20 protein-coding genes and 1 riboswitch are annotated in these 25,439 nt (G+C 66.7%); of the genes, 5 read left to right on the top strand and 15 right to left on the bottom strand.

Annotated elements, in window-relative coordinates:
* Nucleotides 1–312: 312 nt before the first annotated feature.
* From OIK44_RS19365 to OIK44_RS19355, 3 genes are read right to left on the bottom strand one after another with little or no spacing between them, the layout of a single operon-like run.
* Nucleotides 313–1,773 carry an efflux transporter outer membrane subunit gene (locus OIK44_RS19365; RefSeq protein WP_273673105.1) on the bottom strand — a complete coding sequence of 487 codons (1,461 nt, stop codon included), beginning with the start codon at nt 1,771–1,773 and terminating at the stop codon, nt 313–315.
* The gene (locus OIK44_RS19360) at nt 1,773–4,952 is read right to left on the bottom strand and encodes an efflux RND transporter permease subunit (protein WP_273673104.1); all 3,180 of its coding nucleotides are present in this window, start codon (nt 4,950–4,952) and stop codon (nt 1,773–1,775) included. The genes OIK44_RS19365 and OIK44_RS19360 overlap by 1 nt, the downstream gene beginning before the upstream one ends.
* Nucleotides 4,953–4,955: 3 nt before the next feature.
* On the bottom strand, nt 4,956–6,167 hold the full coding sequence (locus tag OIK44_RS19355; protein ID WP_273673102.1) for an efflux RND transporter periplasmic adaptor subunit: 1,212 nt from the start codon (nt 6,165–6,167) through the stop codon (nt 4,956–4,958).
* Nucleotides 6,168–6,267: 100 nt separating this feature from the next.
* Here OIK44_RS19355 and OIK44_RS19350 point away from each other — a divergent pair, with 100 nt between their 5' ends.
* Nucleotides 6,268–6,954: a helix-turn-helix transcriptional regulator gene (locus OIK44_RS19350; RefSeq protein WP_273673101.1), complete on the top strand. Its 687-nt coding sequence runs from the start codon at nt 6,268–6,270 to the stop codon at nt 6,952–6,954.
* Nucleotides 6,955–6,978: 24 nt separating this feature from the next.
* On the opposite strand, the gene OIK44_RS19345 is transcribed toward OIK44_RS19350, so the two are convergent.
* Both OIK44_RS19345 and polA read right to left on the bottom strand, forming a co-directional pair.
* Nucleotides 6,979–7,710 (bottom strand): ZIP family metal transporter, encoded by a 732-nt coding sequence (locus OIK44_RS19345; protein WP_420213870.1) that lies wholly within the window; start codon nt 7,708–7,710, stop codon nt 6,979–6,981.
* Nucleotides 7,711–7,976: 266 nt separating this feature from the next.
* Nucleotides 7,977–10,715 carry a DNA polymerase I gene (polA, locus tag OIK44_RS19340; RefSeq protein ID WP_273673100.1) on the bottom strand — a complete coding sequence of 913 codons (2,739 nt, stop codon included), beginning with the start codon at nt 10,713–10,715 and terminating at the stop codon, nt 7,977–7,979.
* Nucleotides 10,716–11,003: 288 nt separating this feature from the next.
* Between polA and OIK44_RS19335 the strand changes: the two genes are divergently transcribed.
* From OIK44_RS19335 to OIK44_RS19325, 3 genes are all read left to right on the top strand, one after another.
* Entirely contained in the window at nt 11,004–11,411 is a 408-nt protein-coding gene (locus OIK44_RS19335) for a hypothetical protein (RefSeq protein WP_273673099.1), read from the top strand.
* A 66-nt stretch (nt 11,412–11,477) separates the two neighbouring features.
* Nucleotides 11,478–12,434 carry a homoserine kinase gene (locus OIK44_RS19330; protein ID WP_273673098.1) on the top strand — a complete coding sequence of 319 codons (957 nt, stop codon included), beginning with the start codon at nt 11,478–11,480 and terminating at the stop codon, nt 12,432–12,434.
* Nucleotides 12,434–13,207, top strand: a complete 774-nt coding sequence (locus OIK44_RS19325) for a BPSS1780 family membrane protein (protein WP_273673096.1) — start codon at nt 12,434–12,436, stop codon at nt 13,205–13,207. The genes OIK44_RS19330 and OIK44_RS19325 overlap by 1 nt, the downstream gene beginning before the upstream one ends.
* Before the next feature lie 9 nt (nt 13,208–13,216).
* On the opposite strand, the gene OIK44_RS19320 is transcribed toward OIK44_RS19325, so the two are convergent.
* From OIK44_RS19320 to thiC, 10 genes are all read right to left on the bottom strand, one after another.
* Nucleotides 13,217–15,520: a UvrD-helicase domain-containing protein gene (locus OIK44_RS19320; RefSeq protein WP_273673094.1), complete on the bottom strand. Its 2,304-nt coding sequence runs from the start codon at nt 15,518–15,520 to the stop codon at nt 13,217–13,219.
* 97 nt (nt 15,521–15,617) lie between these two features.
* A complete protein-coding gene (locus OIK44_RS19315; RefSeq protein WP_273673093.1) occupies nt 15,618–16,316 on the bottom strand; it encodes a choice-of-anchor E domain-containing protein in 699 nt (232 codons plus the stop codon).
* A 245-nt stretch (nt 16,317–16,561) separates the two neighbouring features.
* Complete coding sequence (locus tag OIK44_RS19310) at nt 16,562–17,668, bottom strand: S-(hydroxymethyl)glutathione dehydrogenase/class III alcohol dehydrogenase (RefSeq protein WP_273673091.1); 1,107 nt, start codon at nt 17,666–17,668, stop codon at nt 16,562–16,564.
* Nucleotides 17,669–17,729: 61 nt separating this feature from the next.
* A complete protein-coding gene (locus tag OIK44_RS19305; RefSeq protein ID WP_273673089.1) occupies nt 17,730–18,149 on the bottom strand; it encodes a DNA-binding transcriptional response regulator in 420 nt (139 codons plus the stop codon).
* A 256-nt stretch (nt 18,150–18,405) separates the two neighbouring features.
* Nucleotides 18,406–19,038 (bottom strand): ANTAR domain-containing response regulator, encoded by a 633-nt coding sequence (locus OIK44_RS19300; RefSeq protein WP_273673087.1) that lies wholly within the window; start codon nt 19,036–19,038, stop codon nt 18,406–18,408.
* A gap of 62 nt (nt 19,039–19,100) precedes the next feature.
* Nucleotides 19,101–19,724 (bottom strand): thiamine phosphate synthase, encoded by a 624-nt coding sequence (gene thiE, locus OIK44_RS19295; protein ID WP_273673293.1) that lies wholly within the window; start codon nt 19,722–19,724, stop codon nt 19,101–19,103.
* Between the two features lie 11 nt (nt 19,725–19,735).
* Entirely contained in the window at nt 19,736–20,512 is a 777-nt protein-coding gene (thiD, locus tag OIK44_RS19290; protein ID WP_273673085.1) for a bifunctional hydroxymethylpyrimidine kinase/phosphomethylpyrimidine kinase, read from the bottom strand.
* Nucleotides 20,509–21,297, bottom strand: a complete 789-nt coding sequence (locus tag OIK44_RS19285; RefSeq protein WP_273673084.1) for a thiazole synthase — start codon at nt 21,295–21,297, stop codon at nt 20,509–20,511. Before OIK44_RS19285 ends, thiD begins: the two co-directional genes overlap by 4 nt.
* Nucleotides 21,298–21,313: 16 nt before the next feature.
* Nucleotides 21,314–21,517, bottom strand: a complete 204-nt coding sequence (gene thiS, locus OIK44_RS19280) for a sulfur carrier protein ThiS (RefSeq protein ID WP_273673082.1) — start codon at nt 21,515–21,517, stop codon at nt 21,314–21,316.
* Between the two features lie 5 nt (nt 21,518–21,522).
* A complete protein-coding gene (gene thiC / locus OIK44_RS19275; protein ID WP_273673081.1) occupies nt 21,523–23,436 on the bottom strand; it encodes a phosphomethylpyrimidine synthase ThiC in 1,914 nt (637 codons plus the stop codon).
* A 66-nt stretch (nt 23,437–23,502) separates the two neighbouring features.
* Nucleotides 23,503–23,608, bottom strand: a riboswitch (TPP riboswitch).
* Nucleotides 23,609–23,859: 251 nt separating this feature from the next.
* Here thiC and OIK44_RS19270 point away from each other — a divergent pair.
* Nucleotides 23,860–25,260, top strand: coding sequence for an MFS transporter (locus tag OIK44_RS19270; protein ID WP_273673080.1), 1,401 nt, complete (start codon nt 23,860–23,862; stop codon nt 25,258–25,260).
* Nucleotides 25,261–25,439 lie beyond the last annotated feature (179 nt).

The following is a 25,439-nucleotide window of genomic DNA, read 5'->3' as shown; positions in this document are numbered from 1 at the left end:
ACAGGAGCGCTAACGAAAACTGACGAGCCGAGAAAGGACTCTGGAGGGAGGTGTACTTGCTCTGGCCCAGTTATCGCAGCGCGATGAAACTAGGGCAAGAGCCGCCGAATGTACTAAAAGAACGCGCATGCCACATGGTGCGCTTCGGATCTATCATATTTTCCTCCTTTCTTTTCAAGTTAATTAATTCTCAATTGTAAGAACAGCGGCGGCACAAGGCAAGCGCAATCTGCGCGGCCCCATACGGTTCAGCTCAGCCCGCCGTGCCGGCGCCGCGCTGCCGGGAAACGGCTGACGGCAGCGCGACGTGCCTCACGGTCCGTTGGAAGACCAGCCGCCGCCCAGCGAGCGGATCAGCGCCACCGTCGTCACGGCCCGCTCGCCGCGCAGTTGCACGGCGCTGCGTTCGACGCTGGCCAGGTTGCGCTGGGCGTCGAGCAGGTCGAGGTAGCCGGAGCGCCCCGCCGCGTAGAGTTTCTGCGCCAGCTCGGCCGAGCGCCGCGCCGACACGACGGCGGCGTCGATCTGCGCGCCCTGCCCGGCGAGGATGCGCAGGCCGGCCAGGTTGTCCTCGACCTCGGCGAAGGCCGCCAGCACGCTTTGACGGTAGACCCCGACCGACTCGTCCAGCGCCGCTTCGCTGCGGGCGATGGCCGCCTTGTTGCGGCCGCCGTCGATGACGGGCATAGACAGCAGCGCGCCCAGCAGCCAGGAGCGGCTGCTCCACTTGAAGACGTCGGCGAAGCTGTCGGACTGGCCGCCGCCGGAGGCGTTCAGCGCCAACGCCGGGAACATCGCCGCCCGCGCCACGCCGGTGCGGGCGTTGGCCGCCATCATCGTGCGCTGCGCCGAGGCGATGTCGGGACGGCGCTCCAGCAGCGCCGACGGCAGGCCGGCCGGCACCACCGGCATCAAGGCGCTGTCGAGCAGCGGGCTGACGCCGGCCGTGAAGTTGGCCGCCGGCTTGCCCAGCAGGACGGCCAGCGCGTGCTCGTTGCCGACGCGCTGGCGCTGCAGGCCGATCGCCTCGGCGCGCGCCGTCGCCAGCTCCGTCCTGGCGCGGGCCAGGTCGAATTCGCCGATGTCGCCCAGGTCGTAGCGGCGCTGGTTGACGTGCACGCTTTCCTCGCGCAGGCGCACGGTGTGTTCCAGCGTCGCCAGTTCCGCGTCCGTCGCGCGCAGACGGAAGTAGGTTTGCGCCACGTCCGCCTGCAGCGCCAGCAGCACCGAGCGGAACGTCGCCTCGACGGCGGCGGCGTCGGCGCGGGCGGCGCTGACGTTCGACGCCACGCGGCCGAACAGGTCGACTTCGTAGCTGGCCGTCAGGTTCGCCTGGTAGCTCGTCGCCGCCGCGACCTGCGCGCCTTCCGGCAGGCCCAGCGACTGCGCCGAGGCGCGGCTGCGCCGGGCGCCGACGTTGACGCCCACCTGCGGCATGCGCTCGGCCTCGGCGATGCCGGCGATGGCGCGCGCCTGGCGCACCCGCGCCGCCGCCACGGCCAGGTTGGCGTTGGCCTTGCCGGCTTCGGCCACCAGTTCGTTCAGGGCCGGGTCGTTAAACGCCAGCCACCATTCGCCGCGCGCCTGCTGCTCGGCGGGCTGGCCCTGCTTCCAGCGGCTGCCGTCGGCGGCCGTTTGCACGGGCTGCCGCGCTTCCTTGAACGCGACCGGCAGCTCCATCTGCGGCTGCTTGAATTCCGGCGCCGCGCAGGCAACCAGCAGCAGCGCCGCCAGCAGGGGCGCGACGCGTTTGGCGAGGTGTTGCGTACTCATTAAACAGTCCCTTCGATTGTAGGCGCGGCCACGGCCGGCGCGGATTTTTTCCCCATGCGCAGGGCCAGCGTGCGCAGCAGGACGTAGAACACCGGCGTCAGGAACAGGCCGAAGAAGGTCACGCCCAGCATGCCGGCGAACACGGCCACGCCCATCGCGTGGCGCATTTCGGCGCCGGCGCCGTGCGAGAACACCAGCGGCACCACGCCCATGATGAAGGCGATCGAGGTCATCAGGATCGGACGCAGACGCAGGCGGCACGCCTCCAGCGCCGCTTCGACGACGCTGCGGCCGTGGTCTTCCAGCTCGCGGGCGAATTCGACGATCAGAATCGCGTTCTTCGACGCCAGCCCGACCAGCACGAACAGCGCGATCTGGGTGAAGACATTGTTGTCGCCGTGGGTCAGCTTGACGCCGATCAGCGCGCACAGGATCGACATCGGCACGATCAGGATCACGGCCAGCGGCAGCGTCCAGCTTTCGTACTGGGCGGCCAGCACCAGGAACACCAGCAGCACGCACAGCGGGAACACGTAGATCATCGTGTTACCGGACAGGATGTCCTGGTAGGTCAGCTCGGTCCACTCGAAGGCGATCCCCTTCGGCAGCACTTCGCGGGCGATCTTTTCCAGTTCGGCCTGCGCCTCGCCGGACGACACGCCGGGGGCCGGGCCGCCGTTCAGGTCGGCCGCGACATAGGCGTTGTAGCGCTGCACGCGGTCCGGGCCGTAGCTGTCGGTCACCCGCATCAGCGACGACAGCGGGATCATGTCGCCCTTCTCGTTGCGCACCTTGAGTTGCGCGATGGCTTCGGCGTGCGAGCGGAACGGCGCGTCGGCCTGGACGCGCACCTGGTAGGTGCGGCCGAACTGGTTGAAGTCGTTCACGTACATCGAACCGAGGTTGATCTGCAGCGTCTGGTAAATGGTCGCCAGCGGCACGCCCAATTGCTTGGCCTTGGCGCGGTCGACGTCGGCGAACAGCTGCGGCACGTTGATCTGGAAGCTGGAGAACACCCCGGCCAGCTTGGGATTTTGCCACGCCTTCATCTGCATCGCCTGCACGGCCTTGTACAACTCGTCGTAGCCGAGGTTGTTGCGGTCCTCGATCATCATCTTGAAGCCGCCCACGGTGCCCAGGCCGCTGACTGGCGGCGCCGGGAACACCATGATGAAGGCATCCTGGATGGCGCCCATGCGCTTGTTCACCTCGGCGGCGATGGCGTCGCCGCTTTGCTCCGGCCCGCTGCGCTGCTCGAACGGTTTCAGCATGATGTAGACGATGCCGGCGTTCGGCGCGTTGGTGAAGTCGTTGATCGACATGCCGGGGAAGGCAACCGTGCCTTCAACGCCGGGCGTGCTTTTTGCGACGTCGGCCAAACGGCGGACCACCGATTCGGTGCGCTCCAGCGAGGCGGCGTCGGGCAGTTGCGCGAAACCGACCAGGTACTGCTTGTCCTGGGCCGGCACGAAACCGGCCGGCACCGCCTTGAACATGAAAATACCGGCGGCGGCGAGCAGCGCATACACGCCGACGGCTGCCGTTTTCCGGCGCAGCACGCCCTTGACGCCGACCTCGTATTTTTCCGAGGCGCGGCCGAAGAAGCGGTTGAACCAGGCGAAGAAGCGGCCGAACAGCTTGTCCATCAGGCGGGTCAGCGCGTCCTTCGGCGCGTCGTGCGGTTTCAGCAGGGCGGCGGCCAGGGCCGGCGCCAGCGTCAGCGAGCTGAAGGCGGAAATCACGGTCGAGATGGCGATCGTCAGCGCGAACTGGCGGTAGAACTGGCCCGACAGGCCGGACACGAAGGCGATCGGCACGAACACGGCGCACAGCACCAGGGCGATGGCGATGATCGGGCCGCTGACCTCTTTCATGGCCTGGATGGTGGCGTCGCGCGGGCTCTTGCCCATCGAGATGTTGCGCTCGACGTTTTCGACGACGACGATGGCGTCATCGACGACGATGCCGATGGCCAGCACGAGGCCGAACAGCGACAGCGTGTTGATCGAGAAGCCGAAGCCGAGCATCACCGCAAAGGTGCCGATGACCGACACCGGCACCGCCAGCAGCGGAATGATGGAGGCGCGCCAGGTTTGCAGGAAGACGATCACCACCAGCACCACCAGGGCGACGGCTTCGAGCAGCGTGTGGATGACGGCGCGGATCGATTCGCTGACGAAATGCGTCGGATCATAGGCGATTTCAAATTCCACGCCCGGCGGAAAATCCTTCTGCAAGGCCGCCATCTTGGCGCGCACGTCGCTGGACAACTGCAGGGCATTGGCATTGGGCGCCTCGAAAATACCGATGCCGATCGCGGACTTATTGTCCAGCAGCGAACGCACCGCATAGGAGCTCGATCCCAGCTCCACCCGCGCCACGTCCTTCAGCCGCGTCAGCGCGCCGTCGGCGTTGGTGCGGACGATGATGTCGCCGAATTCCTCGACCGATTGCAGGCGCCCCTGGGTGTTGACGGTCAGCTGGAACTGGCTGTCCTTGGCCGGCGATTCGCCGATCACGCCGGCGGCGACCTGCACGTTCTGCTCGCGGATGGCGTTGACGACGTCGCCGGCCGTCATGCCACGCGCCGCCACCTTCTGCGGATCGAGCCAGACGCGCATCGCATAGTCGCCGGAGCCGAACAGCTCCGTCTGCCCCATGCCGGGAATGCGGGCCAGCTGGTCTTTCACGTTCAGCACCGCGTAATTGCGCAGGTACAGGTCGTCGTAGCGGCCGTCCGGCGAGGTCAGATGCACCACCATCGTCAGGTTCGGCGAACTTTTGACGGTCGTCACGCCGATCTGGCGCACCTCTTCGGGCAGGCGCGGCAGGGCGCGCTGGACGCGGTTTTGCACCTGCGTTTCAGCCTGCTCGACGTTGCTGCCGACCTTGAAGGTGACGGTCAGCGACAGCGAACCATCCGAGGTGTTTTGCGAGGACATGTAAAGCATGTTCTCGACGCCGTTGATCTGCTCTTCGAGCGGCGCGGCCACCGTTTCGGCGATCACTTTCGGGTTCGCGCCCGGATACTGGGCGCGCACCACCACCGACGGCGGCACCACGTCCGGATATTCCGACACGGGCAGCTTGAAGATCGAGAGCAGGCCGGCGACGAATATGACGATCGACAAAACCGCCGCGAAGATCGGCTTGTCGATAAAAAATCGTGAAAAATTCATGCCTTACTCCTTTGCCGTCGAAACGGCCTTGGCCGCTACGTTGACTGCCGGCTTCGGCGCCGGCGCGGGGGCGGCGGGGTCGAAGTCCATCGCCACCGTCTGCGGCGTCACCGGGGCGCCGGGGCGCACGCGCTGCAGGCCGTGCACGACGATCTTCTCGCCCGCCTTCAAGCCTTCGCGCACCACGCGCAAACCGTCCACCGTCGGGCCCAGCTTGACCGGGCGGTACTCGGCCTTGCTGTCGGCGCCGACGACGAAGACGAACTTGCGGTTCTGGTCGGTGCCGACGGCGCGGTCGTTGATCAGCAGCGCGCGGGTCCGCTCCTTGCCGCCGTTGCCGGCGTTCAGCTGGACGCGGGCGAACAGGCCGGGCACCAGCACATTGTCGGCGTTGGCGAAGGTGGCGCGCATGCGCACGCTGCCGGTGCGCGGGTCGAGCTGGTTGTCGACGAATTCCAGCTTGCCCTCGTGCGGGAAGCCGGTTTCGTTGGCCAGGCCGACCTTGACGGTGACGGCCGCGCCCTTGTGCGCCAGCGCACCGACGCGCAGATAGGTGTCTTCGTCGCCGTCGAAGCTGGCGTAGATGCGCTCGGTCGACACCACCGAGGTGAGGATAGCCGCGCCGTCGATCAGGTTGCCGACGGTGATTTCAGCCTTGCCGACGCGGCCGTCGATGGGCGCATGCACCTGGGTGTAGCTGAGGTTCAGGCGGGCCGCCTCGAACGAAGCCTGGGCGGCGCGGGCGTTGGCGTCCAGCTCCTTCAAGCCGGCCGCCTTTTCATCGAGCTCGCGCTGCGGAATGGCTTTTTCGGCCAGCAGCTTTTCGGCGCGGGCCAGTTCCAGGCGAGCCAGGTCGGCCTTGGCGCGGGCCGAGGCGGCGGCGCCCTCGGCGCGGCTCACCTCAGCCTGGAAGGGGCGCGGGTCGATGACGAACAGGACCTGGCCTTTCTTGACTTCGCTGCCCGGCTTGAAGTTGACGGCCGTGATGAAGCCGCCCACGCGCGAGCGGATGTCGACGCGCTCGACCGCTTCCAGGCGGCCCGAGAATTCCTGGGTTTCCGTGATCGGTTTTTCCAGCACGGCGGCGGCCGAGATCGGCGGAGCGCCGGCGGCCGGCGCTTCCTGCGTCTTGCTGTTGGCCGAATCGCAGCCCGCCAGTCCCAGCGCGGCCAGACCCGCCAATGCCAGCATCGTCCATTGTTCCGTGTGCTTCATGTTCGCTCCTTGAATTCTGCCGGGGTCCACCGAGAAACCTCGACATCCATGTGGTTAAGTTTTAATATGCAAGCATTCGATTGGATATTAAGGCTTTCCCATGAAATACACAAGTAAACACTTGGATAATGACGCGAGCCAGTCTACGGCCGAGCGCATCCTGTTCCACCTGAAGACGAAGGGGCCGGCCGCCACGGCCGCGCTGGCGCAGGAATTCCAGATGACGCCGGAGGCGGCGCGGCTGCAGGTGCAGAAGCTGGTCGGCGGCGGCCTGATCGAGGGACAGCAGGAGGCGCAGGCGTCGGCCGGGCGGCCGAAGCAGAACTGGGCGCTGACGGCGGCGGGCCACGCGCGCTTCCCGGATTCGCACGCGCAACTGACCATCCAACTGATCGGATCGATCAAGGCCCTGTTCGGCGAGCAGGGGCTGGAGCGCCTGATCGGCCAGCGCGAAAGCGAGATGCGCACCGACTACGCGGCGGCATGCCAGGGGCTGGAGGAACTGGGGCAGCGTTTGGAAAAACTGGCGGAAATACGCGCGGCGGAAGGCTATATGGCGCGCCTGGAACAGGATGAGCAGGGCTGGTTGCTGATCGAAGACCATTGCCCGATTTGTGCGGCGGCGCGCAACTGCCAGGGATTTTGCCGCTCGGAGCTGCAACTATTCCAGGAAGTGGCCGGCGCCACCGGCGAGGTCACGCGCGACGAGCATCTGCTCGCGGGCGGGCGCCGTTGCGTCTACCGCATCCGCCCGCGCAGCGGCGCCGCAAACGCGGCAACGGCTTGAGGATAGGCGCGCAGCCGCTCAGGCTCAGCCGTGGCTGTGGCCCGTCAGGAACAGCACGATGACCACGCCCAGCCCGATCAGCAGGATCTGCGGAATGGTTTCGCGCAGCGTGGCGCGGCGCTGCATCTGCGGCATCAGGTCGCTGACGGCGATGTAGATGAAGCCCGACGAGGCGAACACCAGCACATACGGGATCAGGTTGCTGGCGCGGTCCAGCGTGAAGTAGCCGAGCAGGCCGCCCGCCACCGCCATCAGGCTGCACAGCAAGTTGAAGACGTAGGCGCGCGTGCGCGAGAAACCGGCGTTCAGCAGCACGATGAAGTCGCCGATTTCCTGCGGAATTTCATGGGCGATGATGGCCAGGCCCGTGACCAGGCCCAGCTTCGGATCGGCCAGGAAGGCGGCGGCGATCAAGATGCCGTCGGTGAAGTTGTGCATGCCGTCGCCGACGAGGATCATCCAGCCGGCCTTGCCCGCCTCGTGCTTGTCGTGGCCGTGGGCGTGGTGGTGGCCATCGCCCTCGTGGTGGTGCGAGTGGCGCAGGATGGCGAATTTTTCCAGCATGAAGAAGGCCAGCAGGCCGCCCAGCAGCGTGGCGAACAGGCTGCGCGGGTCGGCCTGCGACTCGAACGCTTCCGGCAGCGCGTGCAGCAGCGAGGTCGACAGCATGATGCCGACGGACAGGCTGACCATGCGTTCGACCATCTTCGACAGCAGCGCGAACGAGAAGATCGCCGCCGCCGTGATGCTGAACACTCCCGCGATCGTCGTCGCGAGCAGAATGGAGATGAGTATTGGATCGATTTTGCTTACCTTTTATACCGGGGCCCACTTGCGTGGGGTGACACCGGCCTGTCCTGGGCGCGCCGGCACGGCGACGCAAACCGGGCATTTTACAGCCCGGCCGCACTTCGCGCTAAATCAGACGAGTCCGTCTGCCTGAAACCGCGCCGGGCAGCGGCCGAAACCGTCCCTGGCGGCGGCCTCGACGTCGCTGAGGCCGCGGTCGGCGCGGCCGGCCGTCAATGCGCCTCGTCCCAGTTCTTGCCGATGCCGACTTCGGCCGTCAGCGGCACCTTCAACTGCGCCACGCCGGCCATCAGCGCCGGCAGTCTTTCGCGCACCAGCGCCAGCTCCGCCTCGGGCACTTCCAGCACCAGCTCGTCGTGCACCTGCATGATCATCTTCGTTTGCAGGCCGTCCGCTTCCAGCCAGCCCTGCACGGCGATCATCGCCAGCTTGATCAGGTCGGCGGCCGTGCCCTGCATCGGGGCGTTGATCGCGGCCCGCTCGGCGCCTTGGCGGCGCGGGCCGTTCGGCGAGTTGATCTCGGGCAGCCACAGGCGCCGGCCGAACACCGTCTCGACGTAGCCGCGCGCCTTCGCCTGCATGCGCGTGTCGTCCATATACTGCTTGACGCCGGAGAAGCGGGCGAAATAGCGGTCGATATAGCTTTGCGCGGCCGCGCGGTCCACGCCAAGATTACCGGCCAGGCCGAATGCGCTCATGCCATAGATCAAACCGAAGTTGATCACCTTGGCGTAGCGGCGCTGCTCGCTCTGCACCTCTTCGGGCGGCACGCCGAAAATCTCGGCGGCGGTGGCGCGGTGGATGTCGATGCCCTCGGCGAACGCCCGCAGCATCGCCGCGTCGCCGGAGATGTGCGCCATGATGCGCAGCTCGATCTGCGAATAGTCGGCCGAGACGATCACGCTGCCCGGCGGCGCGATGAAGGCTTCGCGGATGCGCCGCCCCTCCTTCGTGCGGATCGGGATGTTTTGCAGGTTCGGGTCGTTCGACGCCAGCCGGCCCGTCACGGCCACGGCCTGCGCGTAATTGGTGTGGACGCGGCCGGTGTCGGCGTTGATCATCTTCGGCAGCTTGTCCGTGTAGGTCGACTTCAGCTTGGCCATGCCGCGGTACTCCAGCAGGATCTTCGGCAGCGGATAGTCCTCGGCCAGCTTTTGCAGCACCTCTTCGTCGGTCGAGGGCGCGCCGGTCGGCGTCTTTTTGACCACCGGCAGCTTGAGCTTTTCAAAGAAAATCTCGCCGATCTGCTTCGGCGAGCCGAGGTTGAACGGCTGCTCGGCCAGTTCGTAAGCCTTCTGCTCCAGTTCGAGGATGCGCTTGCCCAGCTCGTTCGACTGCACGCCCAGCAGCGCGGCGTCGATCAGCACGCCGTTGCGCTCGATTTTTTGCAGCACGACGGCTGTCGGCATCTCGATGTCGCGGTAGATGCGCGTCAGGCTGGCGTCGCCGTCGACGTGGCCCCACATCGCCTGGTGCAGGCACAGGGTGACGTCGGCGTCCTCGGCGGCGTAGTTGGTGGCCGCCTCGATCTCGACCTGGTCGAAGCAGATCTGGCTGGCGCCCTTGCCGCAGACGTCGGCGAAGGCGATGGTCTGGCGGTTCAGGTGGCGCAGCGCCAGGCTGTCCATGTCGTGGGTCTTGTGCGACTCGAACACATACGACTGCAGCAGCGTGTCGTGGTGGATGCCGCGCAGCGCCACGCCGTGGTTGGCGAAGATGTGGCTGTCGTACTTCAGGTTCTGCCCCACCTTCAGCTTGGCGGCGTCTTCCAGCCACGGCTTCAGCTTGGCCAGCACGTGCTCGCGCGCGAGCTGCTGCGGCGCGCCGGCGTAGCGGTGCGCCAGCGGAATGTAGGCGGCCACGCCCGGCTCGCAGCACAGCGAAATGCCGACCATCTGCGCCGTCATCGGCTCCAGCGACGTGGTTTCCGTGTCCACCGAGGTCAGCGCCGCCGCGTCGATGCGCGCCAGCCAGGCGTCGAGCTGGGCCTCGGTCAGCACCGTCTCGTACTGGGCCGGGACGGCCTCGGCGGCGCTGCCGAACAGGTCGCCGATGGGCGAATTCAGTTGCGCGCTGCCGGCCGCCGGCATGGCGGAGGCGATCTCGCGCAGCAGCGTCTTGAAGCCGTAGCGCTCGTAGAACGCCAGCAGCGTCGCCTGGTCCTCGTCGAGCGCCTTCAGCGACTCGCCGATCGACAGCATGTGGCCGGACAGGTCGCAGTCGGTCTTGACGGTGATCAGCGCGCGCGCCTGCGGCAGCCAGTCGAGCACCTTGCGCAGGTTCTCGCCGACGGCGCCGCCGATGCTGGCCGCGTTGGCGATCACGCCCTCCAGGCTGTCGTACTGCGCCAGCCACTTCAGCGCCGTCTTCGGCCCGCACTTCGACACGCCCGGCACATTGTCGACCGTGTCGCCGATCAGCGACAGGTAGTCGATGATGCGGTTCGGCGGCACGCCGAACTTGGCCAGCACGGCCGCCTCGTCGAGCGTCTCGTTGCTCATCGTGTTGATCAGCGTGACCTGGGCGTTGACCAGCTGGGCCAGGTCCTTGTCGCCGGTCGACACCACCACGCTCATGCCGGCGGCGGCGGCCTGCACGGCCAGCGTGCCGATCACGTCGTCGGCCTCGACGCCCTCGACCATCAGGATAGGCCAACCCATCGCCTTGACGGCCTCGTGGATAGGGGCGATCTGCAGCGCCAGGTCGGGCGGCATCGACGGCCGCTGCGCCTTGTATTCCGCGTACATATCGTCGCGGAAGGTCTTGCCCTTGGCGTCGAACACGCAGGCGATGAAGGCGGCCGGATAATCGACGCGCAGACGGCGCAACATATTGATCATGCCGTGCATCGCTCCCGTCGGCACGCCGCCGGGGCCGCGCAAATCGGGCAGCGCGTGGAAAGCGCGATACAGGTAACTGGAACCGTCAACTAACAGCAGGGTTTTTTGCATAATGCCAAATGAAAAGAGTGGAGTGCCGCGGAACTGGCGGGCAGACGTCGAAGGACGTACAGGAATGACACAATTATCGCAGATTTGCGCGCGCCGCCCGCGGCCCCGCCGGCGAGCGCCGTGGCGGGCGCGGTTTACGGGCGAAAAACCGCCATGTCTAGACCTGACCCCATTATTGCTTTGCTACTTTTTCGCATATTCAAGGCTTTTAAACATGCGGCGTGTCGGTTTGTTACAATGACTGGCACGATACCTTTCTTTGCGGTCCAACTGAAGCGATACCACATCATGATGCGCACATTGTATATACGGCACTTCCTGGCCCTGTCCCTGTTGGCCTTGTCGGCCGCGGCCGGCGCGCAGACGCCCAGCTCGGCCCCGCCCAAGCTGGAAAAAATCGACGAGTCCGGCGACGCGCCGATTACCGTCACCGCCAAGCCCGGCGGCGAGAAGTCGATCTCCGAGAAGCGCGAGCAGGGCAAGGTCACCGAGGCGAAGGTCAAGACCGGCAAGAGCACCTATTATGTGAAGCCGAATTCCCCCGCCGGCAGCGCCCAGCCGGGCGATCTGGCCGGCAGCGCCAACCGCGGCCCGCAGTGGAAGGTGATGGAGTTTGACTTGGGCAAGAAGAAAAAATCCCCGAAGGAGCAGGAGGCCGCCGAGAACGCGCCGCCGCCTGCGCCGCCTGCCAAGTAAGCTCGCGACAGCGCCGCGGCCCGGCAAGGGCCGCGTTTTTCTACCGTCTCACTTTCTTAGTTTCCTATGGCAGTTTTTACCCCGGTCAGTCTGGACGATATTCGCCAGTGGATCACGCAATTTCCCCTCGGTCAGCCGCTGGCGCTCAAGGGCATCCCCTCCGGCATCGAAAACAGTAATTTTTTCATCACGACGGAGCGCGGCGAGTATGTGCTGACGGTGTTTGAAAAGCTGACCTTCGAGCAATTGCCCTTCTACCTGAATTTGATGCGCCACCTGGCCGAGCGCGGCGTGCTGGTGCCGGCGCCCATCGCCAACGCCGACGGCGCGCTGATCGTCGCCCTGCACGGCAAGCCGGCGTCCATCGTCAGCAAGCTCGAAGGGAGCTCGCAGATGGCGCCGCAGCCGGCCCATTGCGCCGCCGTCGGCGCGATGCTGGCGCGCATGCACCTGGCCGCGCGCGACTTCCCGCTGCAGCAGGACAATTTGCGCGGCCTGGCCTGGTGGAACGCCACCACGCCCGAGGTGCTGCCCTTCCTGTCCGACAGCAACGCCCACCTGTTGCGCGCGGAAATGCATTTCCAGGACGCGTTCGCCGGCTGCGCCACCTACAAGACGATGCCCCGCGGCCCCGTGCACGCCGACCTGTTCCGCAACAATGTGATGTTTTCCGGCGAGCGCCTGACCGGCTTCTTCGACTTTTATTTCGCCGGCTGCGACAGCTGGTTGTTCGACGTCGCCGTCACCGTCAACGACTGGTGCATCGACGTCGCCAGCGGCGTGCTCGACGCGGCCCGCGTGCGCGCCCTGCTCGACGCCTACCATGCCGTGCGCCCGTTCGGCGCCGGCGAACAGACGGCCTGGCAGCCGATGCTGCGCGCCGCCGCGCTGCGCTTCTGGCTGTCGCGCCTGTACGATTTCCACCTGCCGCGCGAGGCGGAAATGCTGACGCCGCACGACCCCGTCCATTTCGAGCGCATCTTGCGCGAACGCATCGCCACGCCGGCACCGGAGTTATTTTGATGGAAAAACTACCTGCCAGCACGGGCTGGCTCTGGGTCAAGCAAGGTTTCGGCCTGTTCCGCCAGCAACCGGGCGGCCTGTCGACGCTGTTCCTCGGCTATATGTTTTGCATGCTCGCCGTCAGCATCGTGCCGCTCCTGGGGCAGATTCTGCCGGTGATCCTCGTGCCCGTGTTTTCCGTCGCCTTCCTGCAAGCCTGCAATCACATCGAGCAGGGCAAGCGGGTCTTCCCCAACCTGCTGCTGAGCGGCTTCCGCAAACCGGCCTTCCCCATGCTGTTCGCGCTGGGCCTGCTGTACATCAGCATGGCCGTGCTGGCCATCGGCGCCTCGTCGCTGGTCGACGGCGGCGCCTTCTGGCAATTGATGACGGGGCAGATCGACGGCCAGTCGGAACTGCTGAAGGAGGCCGACGTCGGCGCCGCCATCCTGCTGACGATCGCCCTGTACGTGCCGGCGGCGATGGGCTTCTGTTTCGCCGCGCCGCTGATCTACTGGCAGAAGATGAGCGTGGGCAAGGCCGTGTTTTTCAGCTTTTTCGCCGTGCTGCGCTCGCTCAAGGCGTTCGCCGTGTTCGCCTTGACCTGGTTCGCCATCACCGTCGTGGCCAGCCAGATCCTGTTCATGGTCTTCGGCCGCAGCCAGCTGGCGATGCAATTCATGGTGCCGCTGTCGGTGATCCTGACCGTCATCATGCACTGCTCGTTCTACGCCAGTTACCGGCAGCTCTTCGGCGCGCCCCAGGGCGTGTCGCTGGACAAGCCCGCGCCCTAGGGCAAAAGCTTAGCGCCCCAGGCGCTCCAGCTTGGCGATGCTCAGGTCCAGCACCTTCATGCCGTACTGGCCGAAGTTGATCTGCGCCCGCGCATTGCCGCCGCCCCCCTCGATGTTGACGATGACGCCTTCGCCGAACTTGCCGTGCGAAACGGACTCGCCGATGCGCCAGCCCGGCCCGCTGGCGTGCGCGATCTTTTGCGCGATGGCGTTGTCGGAGCCGGCGCTGCTCATCGGCGCCATGTCCCAGGCCGATTTCTTGTTGCCGAACCAGTTGGCCTGCACCTTCGGCGACAACCACTTCAGCGATTCCTCCGGCAATTCGTCGAAAAAGCGCGACTTCATGTTGTAGCGGGTCTGGCCGTGCAGCATGCGGGTTTGCGCAAAGCTCAGGTACAGGCGCTGGCGCGCGCGCGTGATCGCCACATACATCAGGCGCCGCTCTTCCTCGACGCCGCCGTCTTCCTTCGAGCTGCTCTCGTGCGGGAACAAACCCTCCTCCAGCCCGGTGATGAAGACATTGTCGAACTCCAGGCCCTTGGCCGAGTGCACCGTCATCATCTGCAGCGCCTCCTGGCCCGCCTGGGCCTGGTTGTCGCCCGCCTCCAGCGAGGCGTGCGACAGGAAGGCCGACAGCGGCGACATCACGGCCGCCAGCGGCGCGTCGGCGTCGAGCACCTCGACGCCGTCCCCCAGCGCGACGGCCGCGCCGGACTGCGCCTGGGCTTGCGGCCCCAGATAGGCCGGCGCGCCCTGGCCAAAGCCCTCTTCCGAGATGAACTGGGTGGCGGCGCTGACCATCTGCTCCAGATTCTCGATGCGGTCGGCGCCCTCTTTCTCGTTCTGGTAATGCTGCAGCAGGGTGCTGGCCTCCAGCACGACGCGGACCATTTCCGGCAGCGGCAGTTGCTGGGTTTCAAAGCGCACGCCCTCGACCAACTTGACGAAGCCGGCCAGCGAGGAACCGGCCTTGCCGGCCACATAGGGCACGGCCGCGTACAGCGAGATGCCGTATTGCTCGGCGGCGGCCTGCAACTGCTCGATCGAGCGCACGCCGATGCCGCGCGTGGGGAAGTTGACGACGCGCAGGAAGGCCGAGTCGTTGTGCGGGTTGTCCATCAATTGCAAATAGGCGATCAGGTGCTTGACCTCGGCGCGCTGGAAATAGCGCTGGCCGCCGTACACGTGGTAGGGGATGCCGGCCGAGAACAGCGCGTGCTCGATCACGCGCGACTGCGCGTTGGAGCGGTACAGCACGGCAATCTCGCTGCGCGAGGCGCCCTCGGCGATCAGGCTTTTCGACTCCTCGATGATCCACTGCGCCTCTTGCAGGTCGGAGCTGGCCTCGTAGACGCGCACCGGCTCGCCGTGGCCGGCGTCGGTGCGCAGGTTCTTGCCCAGGCGTTTGCTGTTGTTGGCGATGAGCATGTTGGCGCTGTCGAGGATGTGGCCGTGCGAGCGGTAGTTCTGTTCCAGCTTGATCAAATTCTTGACCTGGAACTCACGCTCGAAGGAACTCATGTTGCCGACGTTGGCGCCGCGGAAGGCGTAGATGCTCTGGTCGTCGTCGCCGACGGCGAACAGGGCGCCGCCGTCGCGGCTGCCGTGGCCGGCCAGCAGCTTGAGCCAGTTGTATTGCAGATTATTGGTGTCCTGAAACTCGTCGACGAGGATGTGGCGGAAGCGCGCCTGGTAGTGCTCGCGCAGCGGCTGGTTGCGGCTGAGCAGCTCGTAGGTGCGCAGCAGCAATTCGGCGAAATCGACGACGCCCTCGCGCTGGCACTGCTCGTCGTACATCTGGTACAGCTCGACCAGCTTGCGCTCGTTGGCGTCGTAGGCGTCGACCTTGTCGGCGCGCAAGCCTTGGTCTTTCGCGTTGTTGATGAAATACATCACCGTCTTCGGCGGGAACTTTTCATCGTCGATATTGTTTGCCTTCAACAAGCGCTTAATCACCGACAACTGGTCCTGGGAATCGAGGATCTGGAAAGTTTGCGGCAAGGCGGCGTCGCGGTGGTGGGTGCGCAGCAGCCGGTTGCACAGGCCATGGAAGGTGCCTATCCACATGCCGCGCGTATTGATCGGCAACATGGCCGACAAACGCGTCAGCATTTCCTTGGCGGCCTTGTTGGTGAAGGTCACGGCCAGGAGGCCGGCCGCCGACACCTGCTGGGTCTGGATCAACCAGGCGATGCGGGTGGTCAGCACGCGCGTCTTGCCGGAGCCCGCGCCCGCCAGGATCAGGGCATGCTGGGCTGGCAAGGTAACGGCGGCCAGTTGTTCGGGATTGAGGTTGTGAAGAAGTTTTTGCATCCCGTGATTATACCGGGACGGGGTGGCGCCTTGACGACCGCCTGCGGCGCGCGGCCGGGCCGGGCCGGCTTGCGGCCCGGCCCGGCACAAACCACGCTTACGCCTTCGCTTGCGCCGCTTTGCGGCGCGCCGCGGCGCCGACCAGCAACAGGCCGCCCAGCAGCATCGCATAGGTTTCCGGTTCGGGAACGGCCGCGATGTATTCATACGTCACGGCGACATTGCCGCCGGCCGAGGTTTGGAACATGCTCACCAGGTTGCCCGCGCCGGAAACGGTCGACGTGCCGGCCGCGTCCAGGCCCAGATTGATGATGCCGCCACCCAGCGCCGAGAACAGCGCGAAGTCGCTGGCCTGGCTGCTGGTGAAGGAATTGAAGCCGGTGGTCGAACGCAGGCCCGTGCTGCCGCCCGAGGTGCCGGCGAAATCGATGTTGCCGTCGAAGGCCGTGAAGGAAAATTGCTGCGTAAACAAGGGGTTGGTGATAACGAGCGCACTGGCGTCGGGACGGTACAAGGTCAAGGTCGCGGCCAGCTTCAAGGTCACATCCGTTGCGCTGGCGTCCAGGCTTTCCGACTTCCCTACGCCTTGCAGCAGGCCGCCCAGCGCGAATTTGATGGAGGTCAGCGTGCCCAGCGAGGTGTCGAACTTGCCCAGGCCCAGCACCGCGTTCCAGTTGGTCGCGCCGATGGCACGGTCGGCCGTGTACGTCACCGTCTTGACGGCCGCCTGGGCCTGTGAAACCGCGCCGACACTCAGCAGTGCCGTGATGGCCAGGGCAAAAAGAGATTTTTTCATTTATCCACTCCAATTAATTATAAGAAAGATCGCACACCTTCCAGGGCGGAGGCATACGCCCGCCTGTCGCTTCTATTGTAAATAAAAGAACAGATGGCAATATACACAATTAATTGCAAATATTAAAATATTTATTGTCGGTCTGACTACTTTTATGCTCCGCGCCTTGCCCGCCGCCTCGGCGCCGGACAAAAAAAAAGCGGCGCGGCGGGACTGGCCCGCTGCGCCGCAATGGATTTTTGTTATTAGTAGAGAACTACCGAGCGTATCGATTCGCCGCTCTTCATCAAATCAAAGCCTTCGTTGATGCGCTCCAGCGGCAGGCGGTGGGTGATCAGGTCGTCGATGTTGAGCTTGCCCTCCATATACCAGTCGACGATCTTCGGCACGTCGGTGCGGCCGCGCGCGCCGCCGAAGGCCGAGCCCTTCCAGACCCGCCCGGTGACCAGCTGGAACGGCCGCGTCGAGATTTCCTGGCCGGCCGCCGCCACGCCGATGATGATGGACTGGCCCCAGCCCTTGTGGCAGCACTCCAGCGCCTGGCGCATCGTCGTCGTGTTGCCGATGCACTCGAAGCTGTAGTCGGCGCCGCCGTCGGTCAGCTGGACGATGGCGTCGACGACGTTCTCGACTTCCTTCGGGTTGATGAAATGGGTCATGCCGAACTTGCGCGCCATCTCCTGGCGCGCCGGGTTGATGTCGACGCCGATGATCTTGTCGGCGCCGACCATTTTCGCCGCCTGGATCACGTTCAGGCCGATGCCGCCCAGGCCGAACACGACGACGTTCGCGCCCGCCTCGACCTTGGCCGTGAACAGCACGGCGCCGACGCCGGTGGTGACGCCGCAACCGATGTAGCAGACCTTGTCGAAGGGTGCGTCGGAGCGGATCTTCGCCAGCGCGATTTCCGGCACGACGATGTAGTTGGAAAAGGTCGAGGTGCCCATGTAGTGGTAGATGGGCTGGCCGTCGATGGAAAAGCGCGAGGTCGCGTCCGGCATCAGGCCGCGCCCCTGGGTCGAGCGGATCGACTGGCACAGATTGGTTTTCTGCGACAGGCAGAATTTGCACTGGCGGCATTCCGGCGTGTACAGCGGAATCACGTGGTCGTCCTTGCGCAGCGTTTTCACGCCGGGGCCGACGTCGACGACGACGCCGGCGCCCTCGTGGCCGAGGATGGCCGGGAAGATGCCTTCCGGATCGGCGCCGGACAGCGTGTAGTAATCGGTGTGGCAGATGCCGGTGGCCTTGATTTCGACCAGCACCTCGCCTTCGCGGGGACCGCCCAGCTCAACTTCTTCAATCGTCAGCGGCTGTCCCGCCTTCCAAGCAATCGCTGCTCTGGTTTTCATGTGTTTTGTCCTGTCAGATAGGGGTACCGGGGCCGCACTGGCGCCGGGCCCGCCCATCATATCAAGACGGCGCCGGCGTGGATACTGTTTGCGCCGCGCCGGCGTCGAGCAGATGCGCCAGCGTGTGCCACAACTGCCGCGCCGAGGTGGCCGGCTTGAGCAGCGCGGCGCTGGCGGCGCCGCGCCAGATGCTGTCGCGCGCCGCATACAGCAGCACGGGCGGCGGCGCCGCCGCGCACTGCAGCACGTCGAGCAGGGCGGCGCCGTCGCCGTCGGGCAGGTCGGGGTCGAGCACGACCAAATGGAAGCTGCCGTGGCGGATCGCCCGCGCGGCCGCCGCCAGGGTGGCCGCGTGGGTCACCCGCGCCTCCGGCATCAGCAGCGTGGCCAGCAGCAGCGCGGCACGGCCGTCGCCGTCGATGTGCAGCACGCTGCGCTGTTGCGGCGCCGCCGCGGCGGGCGCCGAAGTGATGGTGTTCATGTACAAACTCCCCCTGTCCGCGCGCCAGCCGGCGCGCAGAGTTCCATGTCGATATGCGGATCGGCGGAGTTGGGCCGAGGGATAGAGTGTGGCCGCAGGGGAAAGGCGGCCGGGGAACGGCGGGCCGGGGGGCCGGGCCGGGCTGGCTGACGCCGCCCGCCGCACCGTCCGCGACAAAATTTAGTCTACATCAATTTTTTCGCAAAGCAACCACAATCGCCGCCGCAGCGGACCGGCTGCGGCGCCGGCGCAACGCTTACTTCCCTTTGTGGCGCGCGCTGAAGGCGCCGTGCAGGCTGTTCAGGGTTTCCTCGGCGGCCAGCAACTGGTTGGCGATCTCGTTGATCTTGCGCCGGCTCGAACGGGCGTGGTCGCGCAGCACCTCGAAGGCGGTGTTGCGGTCCGTCTGGAATTTGCCCATCAACAGGCCGACGGCCAGGCTGGTTTCGCGCCCGGCGGCCAGCGCCGAGTTCAGGTTCAGCTCGGTGCGGCGCAATTGGCGGATTTCGTCGGCGCGCGCCAGGCCCGCCTCGAAGGCGGGCATCAGGCGCGCCTCGTCGACCGGCTTGACGACATAGCCGACGGCGCCGTAGGCGGCGGCCTGCTTGCCCGAATCGCTGTCGCCGCTGCCGGAGAGGAACATGAACGGCACCGCCGTGTCGGCGTGCAAACGCTTGGCCAGGTCCAGGCCGGACATGCCGGGCATGTGGATGTCGAGCAGGGCCAGGTCCGGCTCGCGCACGGCGATTTGCTTGAGCGCGTCCTCGGCCGAGCAGGCCAGCACCGTCTCGTGACCGGCGTGGCGCAGCACTTCGCCCAGGAATTCGAGCAACAGTTGGTCGTCGTCGACAATCAGGATCAGTCGTTTGGTGGTGCTAGTTGGGCTCATAGGGGGGTATAAAACAGTGTCGACGGGGGCATTATAAGCCGATCCCGCCGCCGCCGACACGCTCAGCCCGGATCTTTTGATGTAAAAAGAGCATTGAAATCGCCGACCGCTGCCGCCGGGTCCGGCGCCAGATAGACGCTGCTGATGGCGGCCACCATGTCGGCGCCGCGCGCGGCCAGCGGCGCCGCGTTGGCCGGCGTCATGCCGCCTATCACCACGCAAGGCAGGGCGATGGCGCGTTTCGCCGCGACGACGAGGTCCGGCGCCGTCGTCACCGGGTACTGCTTGACCAGCGAGGGGTAGAAGCCGCCGAAGGCGACGTAACTGGCGCCGGCCGCCTGCGCCGCGTGCGCCAGCGCCAGCTCGCCGTAGCAGGAGGCGCCGACGATCTTGCCGGCGCCCAGCGCGGCGCGCACCTGCGCCACGCCGGCGTCGCCGCCGCCGACGTGGACGCCGTCGGCGTCCAACTCCTGGCACAGGGCGACAAAATCGTTGATGACCAGCGGGCAGGCGTAGCGGCGGCACAGTTGCAGCAAGGCCCCGGCCTGCTCGCGCCGCAGCGCCGGGTCGGCGCTCTTGTGGCGGTATTGCAGCAGCGCGACGCCGGCGGCCAGCGCCCGCCCGGTGACGTCCAGCAGTTTGTCGGTGTCGTCCCAGTTCGGGGTGACGAGGTAAAGTCCGCGCATCATGTTTCCTTTCATGTCAGGCATAGGCGCTGCGGCATCCATTGGCCGGGCGCGATCGGGTAGGCGGCCGCCAGCGCCCGCTGGCAGTAGCCCTGCGCGTCGGCCAGCGCGGCGGCCATCGCCTGGCCCCGCGCCAGGCGGGCGGCGATGGCGCTGGCCAGCGTGCAGCCGCTGCCGTGGAAGGCGCCGTCCAGGCGCTCGAACTGCCAGTCGCGCCGGCCGTCCGGGCCGAACCAGCTGTTGTACACCAGCGCGCCGTCGGCGTGGCCGCCGGTGACGAGCACGTGGCGGCAGCCGCGCCCGCGCAGCACGGCGGCCTGCTCGGCGACGCCGGCGACGCCGCCGAGCAGGGCCGCCTCCGGCAGGTTCGGCACGATCAGCGTGGCCAGCGGGAGCAGCGGCGCCAGCGCCTTGACGGCGTCCTCGCGCGACAGGGCGTCGCCATTGCCGCTGGCCAGCACCGGGTCCAGCACCACCGGCAGCCCGGGCTGGCGCGCGCGCAGCAAGGCGATCACCTCGGCGATCGCCTGGGCGTTGGCGGCGTTGCCGGGAATGCCGATCTTGACGGCGCCGACGGCGATCTTGTCGATCAGCGCCAGCGCCTGGCGCCGCACCGTGCCGGCGTCCACCGGCAGCACGCCGAACACCCGGTCGTTGTCCTGCACCGTCAGCGCCGTGACCACCGGCATCGCGTGGCCGCCCTGGGCCGCGATGGCCAGGACGTCGGCGGCGATGCCGGCGCCGCCGGACGGGTCGACGCCGGCGAACACCAGCACCGGCGGCGTCATGCCAGGCGTCCCGCCATCGGCGAGGACGGCGAGGCGGCGAAGCGCTTCGGCATGCGCCCGGCCAGGAAGGCTTCGCGGCCGGCCTGCACGGCCAGGCGCATCGCCCGCGCCATGCGCACCGGCTCGCGGGCGCCGGCGATGGCGGTGTTCATCAGCACCCCGTCGCACCCCAGTTCCATGGCGATGGCGGCATCCGAGGCCGTGCCGACGCCGGCGTCGACCAGCACCGGCACGTTTGCCTGCTCGATGATCAGCGACAGGTTCCACGGATTCAGGATGCCCATGCCGGAGCCGATCAGCGAGGCCAGCGGCATCACCGCGACGCAGCCGATCTGCTCCAGCAGCTTGGCCTGGATCGGGTCGTCGCTGCAATACACCATCACGTCGAAGCCGTCCTTGACCAGGGCCTCGGCCGCGATCAGGGTTTCCGGCATGTGCGGGAACAGCGTCTTCTCGTCGCCCAGCACTTCCAGCTTGACCAGCTTGCGCCCGCCCAGCAGCTCGCGGGCCATCTGCAAGGTGTAGACGGCGTCCTTGGCCGTGTAGCAGCCGGCCGTGTTCGGCAAGATCGTGTATTCGGACGGCGGCAGCACGTCCAGCAGGTTGGGTGCCTTTGGATCCTGGCCGATGTTGACGCGGCGGATGGCCACGGTGATGATCTCGGCGCCGGCGGCGTCGGTGGCCTCGCGCGTCTGCGCCAGGTCGCGGTACTTGCCGCTGCCCACCAGCAGGCGCGAGGAATAGGTTTTGCCGGCGATGCTCAGCAAGTCTTGGGGTGTGTTCATGGTGTTCTCCTGTAAGTTAGCCGCCACCGATGGCGCGCACGATATCGACCTGGTCCTGTGCCTGCAACACTTGCTCCGCCCAGCGCCGGCGCGGCACGACGGCGCGGTTGACGGCCAGCGCCAGCGCCTGGCCGCCCAGTTCCAGCGCCTCGACCAGCTCGTCCAGCGTGTGCTGCGGCGGCACCTGGCGCGGCGCGCCGTTGAGAAAAATGGTGATCATCGCGCTCACACCTTGCGGTACAGCTCGGCGCCGTTCTTGACGAATTCGATGGCCTTGACCTGCATGCCCTGCTGCAGCGCGGCGGCCTCGGACACGCCCACCGTGGCGGCGTACTCGCGCACCTCCTGGGTGATCTTCATCGAACAGAAATGCGGGCCGCACATCGAGCAGAAATGCGCGACCTTGGCCGAATCCTTGGGCAGCGTCTCGTCGTGGAATTCGCGCGCCTTGTCCGGGTCCAGGCCGAGGTTGAACTGGTCTTCCCAGCGGAACTCGAAGCGCGCCTTCGACAGCGCGTTGTCGCGGATCTGCGCGCCCGGGTGGCCCTTGGCCAGGTCGGCCGCGTGCGCCGCGATCTTGTAGGTGATGATGCCGTCCTTGACGTCGGCCTTGTTCGGCAAGCCCAGATGCTCCTTCGGCGTCACATAGCACAGCATCGCCGTGCCGTACCAGCCGATGGTCGCCGCGCCGATGCCCGAGGTGATGTGGTCGTAGCCGGGCGCGATGTCCGTCGTCAGCGGCCCCAGGGTGTAGAACGGCGCCTCGCCGCACTGCTCCAGCTGCAAGTCCATGTTTTCCTTGATCAGGTGCAGCGGCACGTGGCCCGGGCCTTCGATCATCACCTGCACGTCGTGCTTCCACGCCAGCTGGGTCAGCTCGCCCAGCGTCTTCAGCTCGCCCAGCTGGGCCTCGTCGTTGGCGTCGTAGATCGAGCCGGGGCGCAGGCCGTCGCCGAGGCTGAACGACACGTCATACGCCTTCATGATGGCGCAGATGTCCTCGAAATGCGTGTACAGGAAGGATTCCTTGTGGTGCGCCAGGCACCACTTGGCCATGATCGAGCCGCCGCGCGAAACGATGCCGGTCAGGCGCTTGGCCGTCATCGGCACATAGCGCAGCAGCACGCCGGCGTGTATCGTGAAATAGTCGACGCCCTGCTCGGCCTGTTCGATCAGGGTGTCGCGGAAGATTTCCCAGCTCAGGTCCTCGGCCTTGCCGTTGACCTTTTCCAGCGCCTGGTAAATCGGCACCGTGCCGATCGGCACGGGGCTGTTGCGGACGATCCATTCGCGCGTCTCGTGGATGTGCTTGCCGGTGGACAGGTCCATGACATTGTCGCCGCCCCAGCGTATCGCCCAGGTCATTTTCTCCACCTCCTCGCCGATCGACGAGGTGACGGCGGAATTGCCGATGTTGGCGTTGATCTTGACGAGGAAATTGCGGCCGATGATCATCGGCTCGACTTCCGGGTGGTTGATATTGGCCGGGATGATGGCGCGGCCGCGGGCGATTTCCTCGCGCACGAACTCGGGCGTGATCTCGGCCGGAATGGCGGCGCCGAAAGACTGGCCGGGATGCTGGCGGCCCATCAGCTCGGCCAGCCGCACGCCCATCGGCCCGGACGCCTTCAACTCCTCCAGGTAGGCGCTGCGGCGCATGTTTTCGCGGATGGCGACGAACTCCATCTCCGGCGTGATGATGCCGCGGCGGGCGTAATGCATTTGCGTCACGTTGGCGCCGGCGACGGCGCGGCGCGGCTTGCGCAGCAGGTTGAAGCGCAGCTCGGCCAGCTTCGGGTCGGCCAGGCGGGCCATGCCGTAGTCGGAGCTGGGGCCGGGCAACTCCTCGGTGTCGCCCCGCTCGACGATCCACGGCAGGCGCGGCGTGGCCAGGCCGGAACGGATGTCGATCGTCGCGTCCGGGTCCGTGTACGGGCCGGAGGTGTCGTAGACGTAGATGGGAGGATTCTTTTCGCCGCCGAACGAAGCCTCCGTGTCGGACTGGCTGATGGCGCGCATCGGCACGCGGATATCCGGGCGGCTGCCCTCGACATAGATCTTGCGGGAATTCGGCAGCGGCGCGATGGCGGCTTGGTCGACCGTCGCCGTGGCGGACAGGAATTTCAGGTTGGCGTTCATTTGGCTCCTTGGCTTGGCATCAATACAGCCTGGAGCCAGCTAAGGAGGTTCGGCAACGCCGACGGACGGCGCTTCCTACAGCTTCCCTTCGCTGGCATTATCCAGATCAGGTTCGGAGGGTATTTCTCACCCGCGCGCCGCGTTGCGACTTGCAGGACCCCTAGCGTTGCCGCCTTTCGGCAGCGCAGCCATTATACGCCTACCGTGCGCGCGGCGGCAGCTTTCGCGATGCGCAAAACGCGGCCGCCGCGCTTGATCAGGCGCACACCCGGGCGTTCCAGTTGCCGCAGGCGCTAGCCCGCCACGGGCAGCGTATCCATGCATTACAAACCCATAGTTAGAAATCAAAGAAATTCCAGCCCATTTATCGCCTCGCCGCTTAGCCAGACAATGGGGACCGCATTTCTCCCTGAAAGATCACCCATGCACTCCCCTGCAAACCATACAAGCGGCCCCGGCATCGGCTGGACCCTGGCCGCCGCCAGCCTGGCCTTCGTCGTCATCCAGCTCGACGTCACCATCGTCAACCTGGCCCTGCCGCAGATCGGCCAGCAATGGCGCGCCGACCTGGCGGCGATGCAATGGATCGTTGACGCCTACACGCTGGCCCTGGCCGTCATGCTACTGACGGCCGGCGTGCTCAGCGACCGCCTCGGCAGCCGCAGGATTTTCCTGGCCGGCTTCGCCACGTTCGCGCTGGCCTCGCTGCTGTGCGGGCTGGCGCCGTCGGCCGGCGCCCTGATCGCGGCCCGCGTGCTGCAGGGCGTGGGCGGCGCGCTCGTGCTGCCGACTTCGCTAGCCTTGATAGCCCACGCCTGCCGCGGCGACGCGCGCGCCCGGGCGCGGGCCGTCGGCATCTGGTCCGCCTCGGGCGCCTTCGCCGTGGCGGCCGGGCCGATGCTGGGCGGCGCGCTGGTCGGCACGGCCGGCTGGCGCTGGATCTTCCTGATCAATCTGCCGCTGTGCCTGGCCGGCCTGCTGATCGCCGTGCGGCGCGTCGCCGACACGCCGAAAACCGGCCGGGGCGGCTTCGACCTGCCCGGCCAGTTGCTGGCCTGCGTCGCCTTGACGGCCCTCGTCGCCAGCTTGATCGCGGCCGGCGGCAAGGGCCGCGCCGACGCCGCCATCGGCGCCGGCCTGCTGCTGTGCGCCGCCAGCGGCGCCGCCTTCCTGGTCCGCCAGGCCCGGACAGCCCATCCGCTGGTGCCGCTCGACATGTTCCGCAACGCCCCCTTCAGTTCGGCGGTACTGTCGGCCACGGCGCTGTGCGCCACCTTCTACGGCCTGATGTTCGTGCTCAGCCTGTATTTCCAGGGTGTGTTGCGCTATACGCCGGCGCAGGCCGGGCTGGCGTTCCTGCCGCTGACGGCCGTCATCATGTTCGCCAACCTGGCCAGCGCCGGCCTGGTGCGCCGCCTCGGCTACCGCCTGGCCATAGGCGCCGGCCTGCTGGTGGCGGCGGCCGGCTACGGCTGGCTGGCCATGCTGCCGGCGGGTGCGGCGCTGCGGCAGATGGCGCCGGCGATGATGCTCGTCACGCTCGGCATGGGCGCGGCGATTCCCGCCACCACGGCGGTGGTGCTGGGCAGCGCGGCGGGCGAGCGGGCGGGAACGGCGGTGGCGATCCTGAACACGGCGCGGCAAATCGGCGGCGCCCTGGGCGTGGCCCTGTTCGGCGCGCTGGCCGGCGGCGATGCCCAGGCGCTGGCGGCGCGGGCCGGCACCGTATACGCGATCTGCGCCGCCCTGATGCTGGCGGCGCTGTGCCAGTCGCTCGCCTTCATGGGGCGGGCGGCGGGAGGCGCAAGCGCATGCGCCCGCTGACATCCACGCCGATGGCGCGGCTGCGCACGACGGCGCCGCCCCTTCTGCTATATTGTTGAATGCAAAACATAGCTTTGCCGGCTGCCGATTGACACTTGGCGGATGGGTGCGGATACCCTTTTGAACATTGCAGGCAGACGTGAAGAACCCATGCGAATTGATACGATGAAATGGCCAGG

The sequence above is a fragment of the Janthinobacterium fluminis genome (assembly GCF_028595325.1).
Classification (GTDB): domain Bacteria; phylum Pseudomonadota; class Gammaproteobacteria; order Burkholderiales; family Burkholderiaceae_D; genus Janthinobacterium; species Janthinobacterium fluminis.
The sequence above is the reverse complement of the archived record's forward strand: the minus strand, read 5'-3'. Positions and strand labels throughout refer to the sequence as shown.

Bases quoted from the DNA above. Each gene is read 5' to 3' on its own strand.
- OIK44_RS19365 (WP_273673105.1), bottom strand. From the start codon at position 1,773: ATGAGTACGCAACACCTCGCCAAACGCGTCGCGCCCCTGCTGGCGGCG.
- OIK44_RS19360 (WP_273673104.1), bottom strand. From the start codon at position 4,952: ATGAATTTTTCACGATTTTTTATCGACAAGCCGATCTTCGCGGCGGTT.
- OIK44_RS19355 (WP_273673102.1), bottom strand. From the start codon at position 6,167: ATGAAGCACACGGAACAATGGACGATGCTGGCATTGGCGGGTCTGGCC.
- OIK44_RS19350 (WP_273673101.1), top strand. From the start codon at position 6,268: ATGAAATACACAAGTAAACACTTGGATAATGACGCGAGCCAGTCTACG.
- polA (WP_273673100.1), bottom strand. From the start codon at position 10,715: ATGCAAAAAACCCTGCTGTTAGTTGACGGTTCCAGTTACCTGTATCGC.
- OIK44_RS19335 (WP_273673099.1), top strand. From the start codon at position 11,004: ATGATGCGCACATTGTATATACGGCACTTCCTGGCCCTGTCCCTGTTG.
- OIK44_RS19330 (WP_273673098.1), top strand. From the start codon at position 11,478: ATGGCAGTTTTTACCCCGGTCAGTCTGGACGATATTCGCCAGTGGATC.
- OIK44_RS19325 (WP_273673096.1), top strand. From the start codon at position 12,434: ATGGAAAAACTACCTGCCAGCACGGGCTGGCTCTGGGTCAAGCAAGGT.
- OIK44_RS19320 (WP_273673094.1), bottom strand. From the start codon at position 15,520: ATGCAAAAACTTCTTCACAACCTCAATCCCGAACAACTGGCCGCCGTT.
- OIK44_RS19315 (WP_273673093.1), bottom strand. From the start codon at position 16,316: ATGAAAAAATCTCTTTTTGCCCTGGCCATCACGGCACTGCTGAGTGTC.
- OIK44_RS19310 (WP_273673091.1), bottom strand. From the start codon at position 17,668: ATGAAAACCAGAGCAGCGATTGCTTGGAAGGCGGGACAGCCGCTGACG.
- OIK44_RS19305 (WP_273673089.1), bottom strand. From the start codon at position 18,149: ATGAACACCATCACTTCGGCGCCCGCCGCGGCGGCGCCGCAACAGCGC.
- OIK44_RS19300 (WP_273673087.1), bottom strand. From the start codon at position 19,038: ATGAGCCCAACTAGCACCACCAAACGACTGATCCTGATTGTCGACGAC.
- thiE (WP_273673293.1), bottom strand. From the start codon at position 19,724: ATGCGCGGACTTTACCTCGTCACCCCGAACTGGGACGACACCGACAAA.
- thiD (WP_273673085.1), bottom strand. From the start codon at position 20,512: ATGACGCCGCCGGTGCTGGTGTTCGCCGGCGTCGACCCGTCCGGCGGC.
- OIK44_RS19285 (WP_273673084.1), bottom strand. From the start codon at position 21,297: ATGAACACACCCCAAGACTTGCTGAGCATCGCCGGCAAAACCTATTCC.
- thiS (WP_273673082.1), bottom strand. From the start codon at position 21,517: ATGATCACCATTTTTCTCAACGGCGCGCCGCGCCAGGTGCCGCCGCAG.
- thiC (WP_273673081.1), bottom strand. From the start codon at position 23,436: ATGAACGCCAACCTGAAATTCCTGTCCGCCACGGCGACGGTCGACCAA.
- OIK44_RS19270 (WP_273673080.1), top strand. From the start codon at position 23,860: ATGCACTCCCCTGCAAACCATACAAGCGGCCCCGGCATCGGCTGGACC.